Annotated in this window: 20 protein-coding genes and 1 tRNA gene; 9 read left to right on the top strand and 12 right to left on the bottom strand. The window is 68.2% G+C overall.

The annotated features are described in order from the left end of the window. The first annotated feature begins 38 nt into the window (after positions 1-38). From LBN7_RS15205 to LBN7_RS15220, 4 genes are all read left to right on the top strand, one after another. Positions 39-111 (top strand) — tRNA-Thr (locus LBN7_RS15205). Between the two features lie 67 nt (positions 112-178). Further along, entirely contained in the window at positions 179-760 is a 582-nt protein-coding gene (locus tag LBN7_RS15210; RefSeq protein ID WP_407360121.1) for an isochorismatase family protein, read from the top strand. Beyond that, the gene (locus LBN7_RS15215) at positions 757-1,290 is read left to right on the top strand and encodes a DUF1697 domain-containing protein (RefSeq protein WP_407360122.1); all 534 of its coding nucleotides are present in this window, start codon (positions 757-759) and stop codon (positions 1,288-1,290) included. Before LBN7_RS15210 ends, LBN7_RS15215 begins: the two co-directional genes overlap by 4 nt. Beyond that, the gene (locus tag LBN7_RS15220) at positions 1,287-1,919 is read left to right on the top strand and encodes a M23 family metallopeptidase (protein ID WP_407360123.1); all 633 of its coding nucleotides are present in this window, start codon (positions 1,287-1,289) and stop codon (positions 1,917-1,919) included. The genes LBN7_RS15215 and LBN7_RS15220 overlap by 4 nt, the downstream gene beginning before the upstream one ends. Before the next feature lie 9 nt (positions 1,920-1,928). Here LBN7_RS15220 and LBN7_RS15225 read toward each other — a convergent pair whose 3' ends face one another. Next, positions 1,929-2,144: a hypothetical protein gene (locus LBN7_RS15225; protein WP_407360124.1), complete on the bottom strand. Its 216-nt coding sequence runs from the start codon at positions 2,142-2,144 to the stop codon at positions 1,929-1,931. A 25-nt stretch (positions 2,145-2,169) separates the two neighbouring features. Between LBN7_RS15225 and LBN7_RS15230 the strand changes: the two genes are divergently transcribed. After that, positions 2,170-2,688: a CGNR zinc finger domain-containing protein gene (locus tag LBN7_RS15230; RefSeq protein ID WP_407360125.1), complete on the top strand. Its 519-nt coding sequence runs from the start codon at positions 2,170-2,172 to the stop codon at positions 2,686-2,688. 9 nt (positions 2,689-2,697) lie between these two features. Here LBN7_RS15230 and LBN7_RS15235 read toward each other — a convergent pair whose 3' ends face one another. The 6 genes from LBN7_RS15235 to LBN7_RS15260 form a co-directional block, all read right to left on the bottom strand. Continuing rightward, positions 2,698-3,243, bottom strand: coding sequence for a type 1 glutamine amidotransferase domain-containing protein (locus LBN7_RS15235; RefSeq protein WP_407360126.1), 546 nt, complete (start codon positions 3,241-3,243; stop codon positions 2,698-2,700). A gap of 121 nt (positions 3,244-3,364) precedes the next feature. Next, a complete protein-coding gene (locus tag LBN7_RS15240) occupies positions 3,365-3,826 on the bottom strand; it encodes an SRPBCC domain-containing protein (protein ID WP_341944852.1) in 462 nt (153 codons plus the stop codon). After that, on the bottom strand, positions 3,823-4,485 hold the full coding sequence (locus LBN7_RS15245) for a dihydrofolate reductase family protein (protein WP_407360127.1): 663 nt from the start codon (positions 4,483-4,485) through the stop codon (positions 3,823-3,825). Before LBN7_RS15245 ends, LBN7_RS15240 begins: the two co-directional genes overlap by 4 nt. A gap of 1 nt (position 4,486) precedes the next feature. Further along, entirely contained in the window at positions 4,487-4,825 is a 339-nt protein-coding gene (locus LBN7_RS15250) for an ArsR/SmtB family transcription factor (protein WP_407360128.1), read from the bottom strand. A gap of 4 nt (positions 4,826-4,829) precedes the next feature. Further along, positions 4,830-5,351 (bottom strand): hypothetical protein, encoded by a 522-nt coding sequence (locus LBN7_RS15255; RefSeq protein ID WP_407360129.1) that lies wholly within the window; start codon positions 5,349-5,351, stop codon positions 4,830-4,832. A gap of 517 nt (positions 5,352-5,868) precedes the next feature. Next, the gene (locus LBN7_RS15260) at positions 5,869-6,525 is read right to left on the bottom strand and encodes a fasciclin domain-containing protein (protein ID WP_116635798.1); all 657 of its coding nucleotides are present in this window, start codon (positions 6,523-6,525) and stop codon (positions 5,869-5,871) included. A gap of 198 nt (positions 6,526-6,723) precedes the next feature. Here LBN7_RS15260 and sigK point away from each other — a divergent pair, with 198 nt between their 5' ends. The 4 genes from sigK (at position 6,724) to LBN7_RS15280 (ending at position 9,834) form a co-directional block, all read left to right on the top strand. Next, the gene (gene sigK, locus LBN7_RS15265; RefSeq protein ID WP_407360130.1) at positions 6,724-7,311 is read left to right on the top strand and encodes an ECF RNA polymerase sigma factor SigK; all 588 of its coding nucleotides are present in this window, start codon (positions 6,724-6,726) and stop codon (positions 7,309-7,311) included. Beyond that, positions 7,308-8,114 (top strand): anti-sigma factor domain-containing protein, encoded by an 807-nt coding sequence (locus LBN7_RS15270; protein ID WP_407360131.1) that lies wholly within the window; start codon positions 7,308-7,310, stop codon positions 8,112-8,114. Before sigK ends, LBN7_RS15270 begins: the two co-directional genes overlap by 4 nt. A gap of 29 nt (positions 8,115-8,143) precedes the next feature. Continuing rightward, positions 8,144-8,773 carry a DNA-directed RNA polymerase subunit beta gene (locus LBN7_RS15275; protein WP_116635801.1) on the top strand — a complete coding sequence of 210 codons (630 nt, stop codon included), beginning with the start codon at positions 8,144-8,146 and terminating at the stop codon, positions 8,771-8,773. A gap of 176 nt (positions 8,774-8,949) precedes the next feature. Next, complete coding sequence (locus LBN7_RS15280; protein WP_116635802.1) at positions 8,950-9,834, top strand: aminodeoxychorismate lyase; 885 nt, start codon at positions 8,950-8,952, stop codon at positions 9,832-9,834. A 114-nt stretch (positions 9,835-9,948) separates the two neighbouring features. Here the strand turns inward: LBN7_RS15280 and LBN7_RS15285 are convergent, their stop codons facing one another. The 5 genes from LBN7_RS15285 to LBN7_RS15305 form a co-directional block, all read right to left on the bottom strand. Further along, positions 9,949-10,749, bottom strand: coding sequence for a DUF559 domain-containing protein (locus LBN7_RS15285; RefSeq protein WP_407360132.1), 801 nt, complete (start codon positions 10,747-10,749; stop codon positions 9,949-9,951). A gap of 257 nt (positions 10,750-11,006) precedes the next feature. Next, positions 11,007-11,786 (bottom strand): phosphate ABC transporter ATP-binding protein PstB, encoded by a 780-nt coding sequence (gene pstB, locus LBN7_RS15290; protein WP_116635803.1) that lies wholly within the window; start codon positions 11,784-11,786, stop codon positions 11,007-11,009. Positions 11,787-11,815: 29 nt separating this feature from the next. Then, complete coding sequence (gene pstA / locus LBN7_RS15295; protein WP_407360133.1) at positions 11,816-12,907, bottom strand: phosphate ABC transporter permease PstA; 1,092 nt, start codon at positions 12,905-12,907, stop codon at positions 11,816-11,818. Between the two features lies 1 nt (position 12,908). Beyond that, positions 12,909-13,886 (bottom strand): phosphate ABC transporter permease subunit PstC, encoded by a 978-nt coding sequence (gene pstC, locus LBN7_RS15300; RefSeq protein WP_116635805.1) that lies wholly within the window; start codon positions 13,884-13,886, stop codon positions 12,909-12,911. A gap of 105 nt (positions 13,887-13,991) precedes the next feature. After that, positions 13,992-15,095 carry a phosphate ABC transporter substrate-binding protein PstS gene (locus tag LBN7_RS15305; protein WP_407360134.1) on the bottom strand — a complete coding sequence of 368 codons (1,104 nt, stop codon included), beginning with the start codon at positions 15,093-15,095 and terminating at the stop codon, positions 13,992-13,994. Positions 15,096-15,180 lie beyond the last annotated feature (85 nt).

Below are 15,180 nucleotides of genomic sequence, written 5' to 3' on the forward strand. Positions count from 1 at the left end.
AGGGTAATATCGGTGATCGCGCCGCTCACGCGTCGCACGCCGCTTTAGCTCAGTCGGCAGAGCATTTCACTCGTAATGAAAAGGTCGTCAGTTCGATTCTGACAAGCGGCTCCGAAGGCCCCGTGATGCGAAGAACATCACGGGGCCTTTCCCTTTCCCCACGGCGTACCCTCGAACCATGAGCAGAGCGCTTCTCATCGTCGATGTCCAGAACGACTTCACCGAAGGCGGCGCCCTCGCCGTCGCCGGGGGTGACGCGGTCGCCTCCGCCGTCTCCACGTTCCTGGCCGTGCACGCAGCCGACTATGCGGTGATCGTCGCGTCGCGCGACTGGCACGATGCCGAGGGCGACAACGGCGGGCACTTCGCGGCGGAGCCGGACTACGTCGACACCTGGCCGGTCCACTGCGTCGCCGGAACCGAGGGGGCGGAGTACGACCCCCTGTTGACGACGGATGCCGTGACGCATCATGTGCAGAAGGGACAGGGCGTTGCCGCCTACTCGATGTTCGAGGGCGTGACAGAGGAGGGATCGACCGTCGGCGCCGTGCTCACCGGAGCCGGGGTGCTCACAGCGGATGTCGTGGGCATCGCGACCGACCACTGCGTACGGGCGACCGCCCTCGACGCGATCGCCCACGGCGTGCGGGTGCGCGTGCTCACCGATCTCGTCGCGGGCGTCGGTGCGGAATCCAGCGAGGCTGCCCTCACAGAGCTCGCGCACGCGGGCGCCGAGCTCGTCGAGAGCGCAGAGGCGTGACCCGCAGCGTCCTGCTGCTGCGGGCCGTGAACGTGAGCGGGCGCAACAGCGTGCCGATGGCGCGGCTACGCGACGTCCTGGCCGCGGAGACCGACCTCGAGGACGTCTCCACGTACATCGCCAGCGGGAACATCATCTGCGAGACGCCGACCACGCCGGATGCGGCCTGCACCGCCGTGCGGAAGGCGATCGCCGCGGAGTTCGGCGTCGACACCCCCGTGATCCATCGCCGCCATGCCCAGCTCGTGGCCTCCGAGAAGGCTCAGCCGTTCCCCGACGGTGAGGAGAAGTTCGTGCACGCCATGTTCCTCGAGAGGGCCGGCAAGGCGGGCGCGCTCGAGGCGCTGGAGGAGCGGCTCCAGCCCGGAGAGCGCCTCGCGCTCGTGGACGACGATCTCTGGATCGACTATGGCAGCGGCGGCGTGCACTCGACGAAGCTGACGAAGGCGGTGCTGGACCGCGCTCTCGGCGTCGCGGGCACGGCGCGCAACCTCCGCACGGTCCGGAAGCTCATCGAGCTGACCGCGTGAGCGCTGCGGATGCCGTCGAGCTGGCGCTGCCCTTCACCGGGCGGTGGCTGGTGCAGAACAGCCCGGCTGCGCGAGTTCCCAGCCACGGCACCACGCTCTTCGGCACCTCGCACGCGATCGACTTCGTGCCCGTCGGCGAAGACGGACGGAGTGCACCTCGCACGCTGAGGAGCGTCTTCGGCACGGAGCGCCCCGAGTCGTTCATCGGCTTCGGTCGGCCGATCCTCGCTCCGGCATCCGGAGAGGTCGTCTCGGTGCTCGACGGCGAGAGCGATCACGTGGCACGCCGCTCCGTGATCGCGCTGCTCGGGTACGCGCTCAGCCAGCCGTCCCGCGTCCGCCGCGGCGCCTCCGCGATCGCCGGCAATCACGTCGTGATCAGGGTGGGTGGAGCGCTGGTGCTGCTCGCACACCTGCGCCGAGGGAGCATTCGCGTGCGCCCGGGGCAGCGCGTGACGGCGGGGGACGTGCTCGGCGAATGCGGGAACTCCGGCAACAGCACCGAGCCGCACGTGCACGTGCAGGCGTCGGAGTCGTTCGGGCGGAACGCCCGCGGCATCCCCCTCGTCTTCACGAGCGCGGCCGGTGTGCGGCGAGTGCCCGAGAACGGCGAGATCGTCGTCGCCTGAGCCTCCGAGTCAGTTCGTGCGCGCGGAGACCTCGGTGCTGAGCGCCGAAGGAGGGGTGTGCGGGTGCGGCTGCAGGTCGACGCGCCGCACTGCGCATCCGGCGCAGCGGACGTAGAGCACGATGCCGTCGCTCGTCGGATGCCGCGATTCGACGAGCCATGCGTGCTCGTGCGGCGTCGTGGATCGAGGGATGCGGGGGATCGGGCGGGTGTGCAATGCGGTCATGCATCCAGCGTGATGTAATGCTCTTATGCATCTCAACCCTTACGGCGAGTACGCGGTCCTGCTGGCGGCGTCGCTCGCCAACGACTGGCCGGCGGACCGCACGGGAATCGAGGAACGCACGCTCGAGCTCGGGATGACGCAGACCTTCCCACCTGCTCCGGGCGATCATGCCGAGGTCAGGGCGGTCATCGACGATTGGCTGAAGATCGTCGACGAGCCGGATCCCGCCGCCCGAGCCGACCTGCTGAACGCCGAGCTCGCCGCGACGGCCGCCTACCCGCGGCTGACGAACCACGACGGCGAGGGATGGCACCTGCACTACCGCGACGACGTGAAGTCGCTGCCCTACGTGCTCCGGGCCGTCATCAACCTGGGAACCTCGCTGCATCTCGTCACTCGCGGCATGAGCAGGCTGGGTCGCTGTCAGGCTTCGCCGTGCACGAACGTCGTCGCGGACGTCACGCGCAACGGTCGCCAGCGCTTCTGCTCGGTGCGCTGCGCGAACCGGGCGGCGGTCCGCCGGCATCGGGCGCGAGCAGCCTGACCGCGCGGATCAGGCGGTCTGGCCGGCGTGCGGCCCCTCGCCGATCTCCTCGACGAGCTTCGCGTTGAAGGCCGGCAGATCATCGGGGGTGCGGCTGGAGACCAGGCCCTGGTCGACCACGACCTCCTCGTCGACCCAGGATGCCCCGGCGTTGCGGAGGTCGGTCTGCAGGCTCGGGTAGCTGGTGAGGGTGCGGCCGTTCACGACGCCGGCCTCGATGAGGATCCACGCGCCGTGGCAGATCACTCCCACCGGCTTGTGCTGCTCGAAGAAGGCGCGGGCGAGAGCGATCGAGGGTGGGTCCATGCGCAGGTGGTCGGCGTTCACGACGCCTCCGGGGAGCACGAGGGCGTCGAACTGCTCGGCGGCCGCCTCTGCGGCGGTGAGGTCCACCGACTGCTCATGACCGTTCTTGCCGGTTATCCGGCCGCCGTCGGGGGCGATCAATGTCGCGGATGCGCCCTCTGCGGTCACGGCATCCCACGGGCTCGTCAGCTCGCTGTCCTCGAATCCGTCTGTCGCCAGGAATGCCACTCGGCTGCCGGTGAGAGTCATCGTTCGTCCTTTCGTGGGAGAGTCGTCCCCGCAGGTCTCGGGGACGTGTCGACTCTCTCGCGGGCCCCCGGAGGAGTGAAGGGGGTGGCCGAAGTCGGGCGGCGGTGATACGGCGGGTGCGTCAGCCGAGGTATCGGCCGAGCGCCCCCAGCAGTCCTCGCGTGCCGTCCTCGCGCCCCTGCCCGTCGGCCCAGAACCTATCGAAGAAGACGCCGTGCTCGATGTGCGTGAACCGTGTCCCGCCGTCGATCGGCTCGAACTCCAGCGACGCCACGGATGTCGACATGTGCGCCCCGTCGATCCACATGTCGTAGGTGGTGACGATGCGGATGTGCTCGACGATGTCGGTGTAGGTCGCCTCGTAGCGCGAGACCGGACGATCGTGGAACCGGCTCTCGGCGACGTCGCGACCGCCGACGCGGAAGTCGAACGCCCACTCGCGCGTCTTCATCGACTCGCCGGCGCCCCACCAGCGGAGCTTCTGCTCCTCCACGGCGAAGGCGTCCCAGACGCGCTCGACGCCGGCGGGGTAGTCGCGGGTCAGGGTGAATCCGGAACGGGCGAGTCGGCGTTCTGTCGTCATCGGTCGCCCTCCCGTGTCAGGGTGACGTGGATCTCGCCGCTCTCGGCGACCTCCGTCGTCACGGTGTGGGTGAGGTCGAAGCCGCGCAGATCATCCCAGAGACGGTGGCCGCGGCCGAGGAAGATCGGCGCCACCATGAGGTGCAGGTCGTCGACCAGGCCCGCGCGGAGGAAGTCCCGCGCTGTGCGGTATCCGCCGCCGATCCGCACATCCAGACCGCCCGCGGCTTCTGTCGCCTCGGCGAGCACGTCTTCGATCGCCGCGTCTCGGAAGTGGAAGGTCGTACCGCCGTCCATCGCGATCGACGGGCGAGGGGCGGAGTGGGTGAGGACGTACACCGGGGTGCCGAACGGCGGGGCGTCGCCCCACCAGCCCTTCCAATCCGGGTCGTCGGGGAAGGCGTGCAGGCCGAACATCCCCGCGCCCATGATCTCGGCACCGATGCCGTCGAAGAACGCCGCGGCGTATCGATCGTCGATGCCGGTCGTTCCGGCGCCGCTCGTGTCACCGAAGATCTTCGCGCGGAAGGTGCGGGTCGCCGCGTACGCGGCCGTGAGACGGCCCCAGTCCTCACCCATGGGGTTCTCGGGCGTCGGTGTCGGGTCGTCGGGCGTGTAGCCGTCCAGCGACGTGAAGAGGGCCATGCGCACGCGGGTCATGTCAGTTCTCCTGGGGGGTGGTGAGGGCGAGATGGATGCCGAGGCGGTCGGCCTGGTGCTCGGCGGGCGTGCGCTGGTCGCCCAGCCACAGGTGCAGCACGTCGAGTGCGCCGGGGCGCAGAGTCACGGTGCGGACGCGGCCGCGCTTCTCCGAGCTGATGACCCCCGCGTCCTCGAGGATGCGGAGGTGCTGCATGAGCGACGGCAGCGCCATCGCGAACGGCTCGGCGAGCTCGGAGACCACCGCGGGGGACTTGGCCAGGCGCTCGACGACAGCGCGGCGCGTCGGATCCGCGAGAGCGCGGAGCACGGCGTCGACGTCATCCTGATACTTAGGCATTTGCCTAACTGTATGACTCGGGGACGGAGGTGCGCAAGAGGTCGTTCATCGCGAGTGAGCGCCAGTTCTCTCCCATCCGCTCGTAGGTCACGATCGCGTGGCAGTTCCGACAGCGCACGTCGCACTTCTCGACCTCGGCAGCCACGACGGCGATCCTGAAGCCGTTCCGCACCAGCTGCATGACGCCGTCCCGCTTCTCGCTCCCGGGGCGATGGTCGAAATCGAGGACTCGGAGATCTGCTTCACCGCAATCGGCGCACGGGTGATCCCGCAGATACTCGCAGACGAACGCGATGCTTGCTCGCTTCTGGGCGTTCGTGCGTTCTCGGATCACGGCGACGTGATGCTCCCGATTCCGGCGATAGTACTCGCGCGACGACGTCCGATTGCACTCTCGGCAGACTTCCTGCCGTCCGTCCGCGCGAGAGGACTTCCGATTGAACGCGGTCAGCGGCTTGATCGCCCGGCACGAGCCGCAGCGCTTCTCCGATTCATCCGGTGCGGATGACGACAGCGCGTCGTGCATGTCGGCCTCCCCGCTCTCTCGCTGAGGGGCACGATATCCCGACCGTGCGACATGACTGCTCGTCGCGCTCGGGATCAGACGGGGTGGGCCCTGTGGGGATCGAACCCACAACCCGCGGATTAACTTGCCACTTCGACTTTCGCCGCCGCCGTCTCCGGCGTTCGTGGTCTGGACTGTCCCTTCACCGTGGCTCTCGCCGTAGGTGCCACCCGTCCAGTCTCTACACCTTCCGGACCGCTGGTCCGGCTTGGCTCGGGATTGCCAACTGGTTTCCCAGGAAGGGTTCCCCGACTTTGAGTGGTGTCATCCCCGGAGTTTCCTCCGAGGCGCTCCTATTTTGTTGAAGTCCGCTGCTCTGCCAATTGAGCTAAAGGCCCGTCCGACAAGTCTAGTGCGCACAGAAGGGGCCGCCGGTGAACACCATCACCGGCGGCCCCTTCTCCTTCTCACGTTCCTCCCCCGAGACGAGAGAAGGTCGCTTGCCGGGAGATCCCCACCCGGCAGGTCGTGTCCCTGATTACATCGGGGGCATCAGGACCGTGTCGATCAGGTACACGGTCGCGTTGGCGGTCTGGACGCCACCGCAGATGACGGTCGAGGTTCCGTTGACCATCAGGTCGTCACCGCTGCCGGTGACCTCGAGGTCGGCGCCCTGCACGGTGGTGTGCATGCCGGCGATCTCGTCCGGTGCGATCTGGCCGGGGACCACGTGATACGTCAGGATCGAGCTCAGCAGTGCGCTGTCGGTCTTGAGCGTCTCGATGGTGGCGGGGTCGATCTTCGCGAAGGCGTCATCCACCGGTGCGAAGACGGTGAACTCGTCGCCGTTGAGCGTGTCGACGAGGTTCACGTCGGGGTTGAGCTGACCGCTCACCGCTGCGACGAGCGTCTTGAGCAGCGGGTTGTTGGAGGCGGCCACGGCGACCGGGTCCTTCGACATGCCCTCGACCGATCCGGCACCGTCCGGGACGGCCTCGGCGTAGGCGGAGCAACCGGCTCCGACGAGGTTGGCGGCCGGATCCATCGCCTCGGTCGTGGGCTCAGCCGACTCCGACGTCGTCGGCTCCGACGACTCCTCGGCGGGCGCTGTGCCGGTCGAACACGCGGAGAGCAGGAATGCTCCGGCGAGCGTCAGGGTGAGTGCTGCGGTGACCTTCTTCTTGGTGCTGAACATCTCGAGCTCCTTCAGAAACTTCAGCCACGGCCTCTCCGTGGCGTCGACATCTGTTCGGAGCCCCGTCGGTATCGGATGGGAGAAATCTCAGAATCGATCGGGTCCCGTGCCTCGATCCGCAGAATCACGGGAGAAATTCCCTCACGATCGGGTGACGGCTGCACGGGAACACGGGGGAGATGCGGCATGCTTGGAGAGATGATCATTGACGGAATGGACGTGCCCGAGGACGGGACGGCGAGAGATGCGGTCGCCGCACTCCTCGTCCGCGTCGCCGACGGGGATCAGCGGGCATTCGCCGAGCTCTACGACTCCCTCTCCGCGCGCGTGTTCGGGCTCATCCTGCGCGTGCTCGTGAACCGCGCGCAGAGCGAGGAAGTGCTGCAGGAGGTTTTTCTCGAGATCTGGCAATCCGCTTCGCGCTTCGCTCCGAACAGAGGTCAAGGACGAGCATGGGTGATGACGATCGCACATCGTCGGGCCGTGGACAGGGTGCGTGCATCCCAGTCCAGTGCGGACCGTGATGTGCGAGCGGGGCTGAGGGACATCGGCGTTGCGCACGACAGTGTGGCAGAGCAGGTGGAACTCGGGATCGACGGCGAGAAGGTCGTCGAAGCGCTCACGGAGCTGCCGGAGGTGCAGCGAGAAGCGCTCGTGCTCGCGTATTACGGCGGTTACAGTCAGAACGAGATTTCGGTGCTTGTGGGAGCACCATTGGGGACGATCAAGACAAGGATGCGAGACGGGCTCACCCGTCTCCGGTCAGCCATGGGGGTGACAGCATGAACGAGCAGGAGTTCGCAGAGCTCGCGGCAGGGGCCGCCCTGAACGCGTTGTCGCCCGACGACGCGCGTCGCTTCGACGACGCTCTCGTCGCGCATCCCGAGTGGCGGGCGATCGCCGAGGCGGATGCCGAGACGGCCGATCTTCTGTCCGCCTCCGCCACGCCTGTCTCCCCGCCTCCCGGCATCCGTGCCGCGCTCCTCGCCCAGATCGCGGTGACGCCCCAGAACAGCGAGCCGACGACGCCTGTCGAGCCGGTCGCGACCGACGTTCTCGCAGACGAGCGACCGCGCGTCGACGAGACGTCGGCGAACGATGCGGAGAAGGATCGCGCCCCCTCCCCGAAGCGCCGCTGGAGCCGCGTCGTGTTCGCGCTCGCCGCATGCCTCGCCGTGCTGGTGGGCGTCGGGATCGGCGCCGTCGCGCTCAACGGGCAGCTCAACCGTCCGGCATCCGTCGTCGCTCTGGAGCAGATCCAGTCGTCGTCCGATGCGGAACAGGCGTCCGTGGAGCTCCCCTCCGGGGGAACGGCGACCGCGCACTGGTCGGCATCCGCGGGAGCAGCCGTGCTCGTGACCGACGGCGTGCCCGCCCCGGCCGACGGCAAGACCTACGAGCTCTGGTACGTGCGCGGGGACGACGCGATCCCCGCCGGCGTCTTCGACGTCGAGGACGGTCGGGCGACGGCGGCGCTCGAAGGCGACATGCACGCGGGCGATGTGATCGCGGTCACCGTCGAGCAGGCCGGAGGATCCCCTTCCGGCACGCCGACGTCCGACCCTGTCATCGTGATCCCCACGGCCTGATCGGCCGCGATCGCGGGTACCCTGGTTCGATGCCCGAGCAGCATCACCGTCCCATCCGTCGACCGACCAGCGCTTTCGACAACATCGTCGGCGCGCACGATCCCGCCGAGGAGACGCGCGTGGCGCACGCGACGGCATCCGCTCTGCTGACGCGGGTGCGGGCCGACGAGAGCGGGGCGAGCGCCGAGCGTCTGGTCGCGTTCACCGCCGAGCACGGCATCGACGAGATCGCCGAGCTGTGGTCCAAGGCGCCTTCGCGCACACTGCCCGGAGCGCTCTGGAGGCTGTACCTGCTGCAGCTGGCGATCCACGGCGACCCGCAGACGGCGGCACTGCTCTATGAGCGCGGACGCGTCGAGCTGCCGTCGGCGGATACGGTCATCGCGGGTGCTCCTGCCCCTGCGGAGCCGGCTGAGCTCGTGGCGCTCATCGACACGATCCTGCGCGGGGCCTTCCGTGGGGACTTCGCGGTCGCGCTCGACCGCGCCGCCGCCTTCTGTCGCGTGCAGGCCTCAGGCGCGACCCACACGGCCGACGACTATGAGCCGACCGAGCCCGCGCGGGCCAGCGAGCTGACGACGCGAGCCCTGCGTCTCAGCAGCTACGCGCAGGATCTCTCCGCGTCAGCGGTGCTCTGGCGCACGGGTTCTCTGGCCTAGGAACGGCCGCTGTCGGCCGCGAGAGGGCCCTGGGCAGAGAAAGACCGGGCCGCAAGAACGCCTCTCGGCGGAAGGCCGCTCAAAGCGGCAAAAATTGGAGCCCGGGGTTATGCGGCCCGGCCGTTCAATTATAACGCGAGACCTCCATGGGTATTCCCTGACCGTAGGCTCGAGGCATGAACCGGCGCTTCGCACTGATGATCGATCCCGTCGCGGCCGACGAGGACCGCCCCGACTTCGCAGACACCTTCACGGCGGTGGATGCCGCGGCCCCCGCTCTGAGCGTGGGCGAGCTGAGCACGCAGCGGGGTGACGGCGTCTTCGAGTCCATCGGCGTGGTCGACGGCCACGCGCAGGAGGTCGTTCCGCACCTGGAACGTCTCGCGCACTCGGCACGGCTGTGCGACCTCCCGGCTCCGAACCTGCCGCAGTGGCGACAGGCGATCGACCACGCGGCGTCGCGGTGCGGAGAGGGCGAAGCGGTGATCAAGCTGATCCTCAGTCGCGGAGTCGAGCACGGTCCGACCCCGACCGCCTGGGTCACCGCATCTCCGGCATCCGACTTCTCGCGCGTGCGTGCCGAGGGCGTGCGCGTCGTCACCCTCGACCGGGGCTACGACCTCGGCGCCGCAGAGCGCGCGCCATGGCTGCTGCTCGGCGCGAAGACCCTCTCATACGCGGTGAACATGGCGGCCCTCCGAGAGGCCCACCGCCGTGATGCGGACGATGCGATCTTCCTGTCGAGCGACGGGTTCGTGCTCGAAGCGCCGACCGCGTCCCTCATCCTCCGCTTCGGCGACCGCTTCGTGACGCCGGCGCCGAACGGCGGCATCCTGCACGGCACCACGCAGCTCAGCGTGTACGAGCATCTCGCCGGGCGCGGCTTCGAGGTCGGATACGACCGCATACCGGCATCCGATCTTCCTCGTGCCGACGCGGCGTGGCTGGTGTCGAGCGTTCGTCTCGCCGCGGCGATCACGGCCGTCGACGGGGTCGCCCTGCCCGTGGACCAGACCCTGACCGACGAGCTGAACGCCTACCTCCTGTCCCCGCGGGACTGACTCGGAGCCTCGCGCGGCTCACGCCCCTGGAAATCGCAGATCTTCGAGTGACCGCGCGGCGCGGCGACGGGCGACACACCCTGATTCAGGAGTTCGGTCTGCGCTTTCGGAAGGTCAGCGGAGCAGATGCGCCCCGCGAGCGATCGCGCCCGTGATCGCGGCCTCCACCAGCGGCCATTCGTGCACGATCAAGGCATACGTGAAGCGCAGTGTCGTGAATCCTCGACCAGCGGCGATCGCATCGCGGCGGAGGTCCTTTGCACGTTCCCTCTCGCGCTCGTGGTTCTCCCGCCCGTCGGCTTCGACGATGAGGCGTTCGCCGACGACGAAGTCGACCTCGCCCACATCGCGAATGCTCACCTGCGTGCGCACGCTGATGCCGATCCTCTGAAGCCTGAGGCGGATCAGCGACTCGAGACCGCTGTCGGCATCCGATCGTGCGAACGCGACCAGCCACCGCAGCTCGAGAGGAAGATGCCGCCAGAGCCATGCGGTTTCACCGGCGGAGAGTCGTGAATGTCGGAACGCGGATTCGAGAGCTGCGAAGAACGGCTCCTCGCCCTCGCACAGCGCGACCTGCAGCAGGACATTGGCGACGGGTGGGAGGATGCCGACTTCGACGCGGCCCGCGTCCCAGTGGAGACGGCATTCCGTACAGCGGGATCGTCGTGTACCCGCGGTGCCCATCCAGATGTGATGCTCTGCCGGGACCGCCAAGATCCACAGCCCGTGCAGTGCCGCGGCACCGCAGCATCCGATGACGCCGCCATGTTCTGCGGCGTGGACGATCGCTGCGGGTTCCTCGGGCAGCGCGTACACGCCGTTGCGCGGTCGCAGCACTCTGCCTTCACGCACAGCGCTGGTCAGCTCGGCTTCGGTCACACCGCGTCGAGTGAGCTCCGAGGTCCGCGCCATGCGCCCCAGTGAGCGAAGGGCCACGTCTGCGCGAAGGAAGGACATTCGACGAGCTTGCCTGTGCCGGCACCTCGTGCCAGGCCGTTCTCACGGCAACTGTGCAGAGGCAAGGTCGACCGCCGGTTGTGCAGGACTGCCCACCCACGAGAAAACCCAGACCATCACGCGGCGAGCCGGTGTGTCGAAGTGGGACACGCCGAACTCCGCACAGTTGATCTGGGTTTTCCGGAGCGGAAAGGGAGGGCAGAAGCCTCAGCTCATCCGAAGCGGCCCGAGACGTAGTCCTCGGTCGCCTGCACGGACGGGGTGGTGAAAATCGACGTGGTGTCGTCGTATTCGATCAGCTTCCCGGGCTTTCCCGTGCCGGCGATGTTGAAGAACGCGGTCTTGTCGGAGACGCGGCTCGCCTGCTGCATGTTGTGGGTGACGATGACGATCGTGAACTCGTTCTTCAGCTCGCCGATCAGCTCCTCGATCGCGTAGGTCGAGATCGGGTCGAGGGCCGAGCACGGCTCGTCCATCAGCAGCACCTCGGGCGACACGGCGATGGCGCGGGCGATGCACAGACGCTGCTGCTGGCCACCGGACAGGCCGGATCCCGGGCGGTCGAGACGGTCCTTGACCTCGTTCCAGAGGTTCGCGCCGGTGAGCGACTTCTCGACGAGTGCGTCCTGGTCGCTCTTCGACATGCGGCTGTTGTTGAGCTTCACGCCCGCGAGCACGTTCTCCTTGATGGACATCGTGGGGAACGGGTTCGGCCGCTGGAAGACCATGCCGACCTGGCGACGCACGAGCACCGGGTCGACGCCGGGGCCGTAGAGGTCCTTGCCGTCGAGGAGCACCTCGCCCTCGACGCGGGCGCCGGGGATGACCTCGTGCATGCGGTTGAGCGTGCGGAGGAAGGTGGACTTGCCGCAGCCCGAGGGGCCGATGAACGCGGTCACGCTGCGCGGCTGGATGTCGAGCGACACCCCTTCGACCGCGAGGAAGCTGCTGTAGTAGACGTTGAGGTCGTTGACTTCGATGCTCTTGGACACGTGGTTTCCTGTTCTGAGTGGTCGGGTGCTCAGCGGCCGGTCATCTTCGGTGCGAACAGCTTCGCGATGAGACGCGCCAGCAGGTTCAGCACCATGACGATGAGGATGAGGGTGAGCGCGGCGGCCCAGGCGCGGGCGACGGCCGCATCCGGGTTCGTGCCCTGGTTCATGTACTGGTTGTAGGCGAACACCGGAAGGGTCATCATCTGACCGCTGAAGATGTTCGTGTTCAGGCTCTGGGTGAATCCGGCGGTGAGCAGCAGCGGGGCCGTCTCGCCGATCACGCGGGAGATGGCCAGCATGATCGAGGTCGTGATGCCGGCGATCGAGGTGGGGAGCACCACCTTCAGGATGGTCAGCCACTTCGGCACGCCCAGCGCGTACGACGCCTCGCGCAGCTCGTTCGGGACGATCTTCAGGAGCTCCTCGCTGCCGCGCACGACGACCGGGGTCATCAGCACGGCGAGGGCGAGGGCGCCCATGAAGCCCATCGAGATGCCGGGGCCGACCAGCAGGGCGAACACGGCGTAGATGAAGAGACCGGCGACGATCGACGGGATGCCGGTCATCACGTCGACGAAGAAGGTGATGCCCTTCGCGAGCCGGCCGCGCCCGTACTCGACCAGGTAGATCGAGGTCATGAGTCCGATCGGCACCGAGATGATCGTCGCGGTGAGCGTGATCATCACGGTGCCCCAGATCGCGTGCACGATGCCGCCGCCGTCGCCGACGACGTTGCGCATGGAGTAGCTGAAGAACTCGGCGTCGAACCGCTCGATGCCGTTCGCCACCACGGTCCACAGCAGCGAGACTAGGGGCAGCAGCGCGATCAGGAACGCGGTGGCGACCAGGGCGGTCATCAGGCGATCGACGGCCTTGCGGCGGCTCTCGACGATCGAGGAGATCACGGTGATGATCACCATGTAGAGCAGGATGCCGACGATCACCGTTCCGGCGATGTTGAAGTCGGCCAGGCTCGACCCCGCGGCGGCGACGCCGAAGACGGCGGCGGAGATGACGAAGGAGCCGGCGAGGAGGGTCCAGGGCGCCCACTTGGGCAGTCGGCCGGAGGTGAGGACCGCCGTGTGCGGCGTGACGGGAGCAGCGGTGAGGGTGGTCATGTCAGTTCGCTCCCGAGAACTCGGCGCGGCGGGCGACGATCCAGCGCGCCAGCGCATTGACCGCGAAGGTCACGACGAAGAGGATGAGGCCGGTGGCGATGAGGGTGTTGACGCCCGTGTCGTGCGCCTCGGGGAAGGCGAGCGCGATGTTCGCGGGGATGGGCGTCGGGTTCGTCGAGGTGAGCACGAGGAAGCTGACGACCGCGGAGGGGGAGAGGACCATGGTCACGGCCATGGTCTCGCCGAGTGCGCGTCCGAGGGCGAGCATGGCTGCGGAGACCATGCCGCCGCGGGCGAACGGCAGGACCGCCATGCGCACCATCTCCCAGCGCGTGGATCCGAGCGCGAGCGCGGCCTCCTCGTGCAGCTTCGGAGTCTGCAGGAAGACCTCGCGGCAGATCGCTGTCATGATCGGGATGCACATCACGGCGAGCACGAGCGATGCGGTGAGGATGGTCTTGCCGGTCGACGAGACCTGGCCCTGGAAGAACGGCACCCACGAGGCGTTCGTGTTCAGCCAGGCGTAGATCGGCTGCAGGAGGGGCGCGAGCACCAGACCGCCCCAGAGGCCGAAGACCACCGAGGGGACGGCGGCCAGCAGGTCGATGATGTAGCCGAGGAACGCGGCCAGACGCCGGTGGGCGTAGTGCGAGATGAACAGCGCGATGCCGATCGCGATCGGAGCGGCGATGAGCAGCGCGATGAACGACGCCCACAGCGTTCCGAAGACGAGCGGCCCCACATAGGTCCAGAAGGACTCGCCGCGGAGGATGTGGTTGTCGCTCGTGTCGAGCTGGAACGCCGGGATGCTCTGGATGACGAGGAAGGCGGCGACGAGCACCAGGACGATGAGGATGACCACCCCCGCCCCGAGCGCGGTGCCGGAGAAGACCCGGTCGCCGAGTCGCTGCTTGGCCTTGATCGGTGCGGGCGGCGCCTTGGTCGGTGCCGGAGTCGGCGCCTGCGCGGTCGTGCTCATGATCTCCCTGTTTCGGGCCGGGTCGAGGTGGAGCGGGTGCTGACCCGGCGGAGCCCCCGCGTCCGATCGGGACGCGGGGGCACCGCCGTCAGTGGGTGGGCGGGATCAGCCGACCTGGATCAGATCGATCGCGGCGAGCACCTGCTCGCGCAGACCCTCCGAGATCGGTGCGCTGCCGGCGTTGTCGGCAGCGGCCTTCTGACCGTCCTCGCTCGCGATGTAGGAGAAGTACTCCTTCACGAGCTCGGCGACGTTGGTGTCCTCGTACTGCTCGCAGCCGATGAGGTAGCTGACCAGCGCGATCGGGTAGGCGCCGTCCGCGGCGGATGCCGGGTCGACATCGAAGACGAGGTCGCCCTCGCCGCGGCCCTCGACCAGCGGCGAGCCCTCGACGAGCTTCGCGGCAGCCTCGGCCGAGTAGGCCACGAAGTCCTCGCCGACGCCGACGTGCACCTGGCCGAGGTCGCCGACCTGCGACGCGTCGGCGAAGCCGATCGCACCGTTGCCGGCGCCGATCGCCTGGACGACACCCGAGGTGCCCTGAGCGGCTTCGCCGCCCTGGATCGGCCAGACGTCGGCCGGCTCGTAGGTCCAGACGTCACCGGCGGTGGCGCTGAGGTACTTCGTGAACGTCTCCTGCGTGCCCGAGGGGTCGGAGCGGTGGACCGGCGAGATGGCCAGGTCGGGCAGCTTGACGCCGTCGTTCAGGTCGGCGATGGCCGGGTCGTTCCAGTTGGTGATGGTGCCCGCGAAGATGCCCGCGATGGTGGCGGCATCCAGGTTCAGGGTGTCGACGCCCTCGAGGTTGAATGCGACCGCGACAGGGGAGATGTAGAGCGGGACCTCGACGATGTCGTCGGTCATGCAGGCGCCGAAGCCCCCGGCTGCGACCTCTTCGTCGTTGAACGCGCGGTCGGAGCCGATGAAGTTGCTGCCGCCTTCGAGGAAGTTCTCACGACCCGTGCCCGAACCGGTGGGCTCGTAGTTGACGGTGACGTCGGGGTTCGCGGTCTGGAACGCGGCGACCCAGGCCTCCTGGGCGGCGGTCTGCGAGGACGCGCCGGTCGCGTCGATGGTGCCGGAGAGCGTGGACTCCGAGGGCTGGTCGGCGGAGCCGCCGGTGCCGCCTTCGTTCGCGGCACAGCCGGCGAGTGCGAGAGCGGCGACGGCGCCGATGGCGCCGATTCGTGCGATTCGGGAGATCTTCACTGTGGATCCTTCGATCTTGGAGGGTGGGGCCCGGTGCAGGGCACACAGTGACGCTAAGTGCGGCGGTTAACGAGACTCTCCCGCG

The organism is Microbacterium sp. LBN7 (assembly GCF_045690345.1).
Taxonomy (GTDB): Bacteria; Actinomycetota; Actinomycetes; order Actinomycetales; family Microbacteriaceae; genus Microbacterium.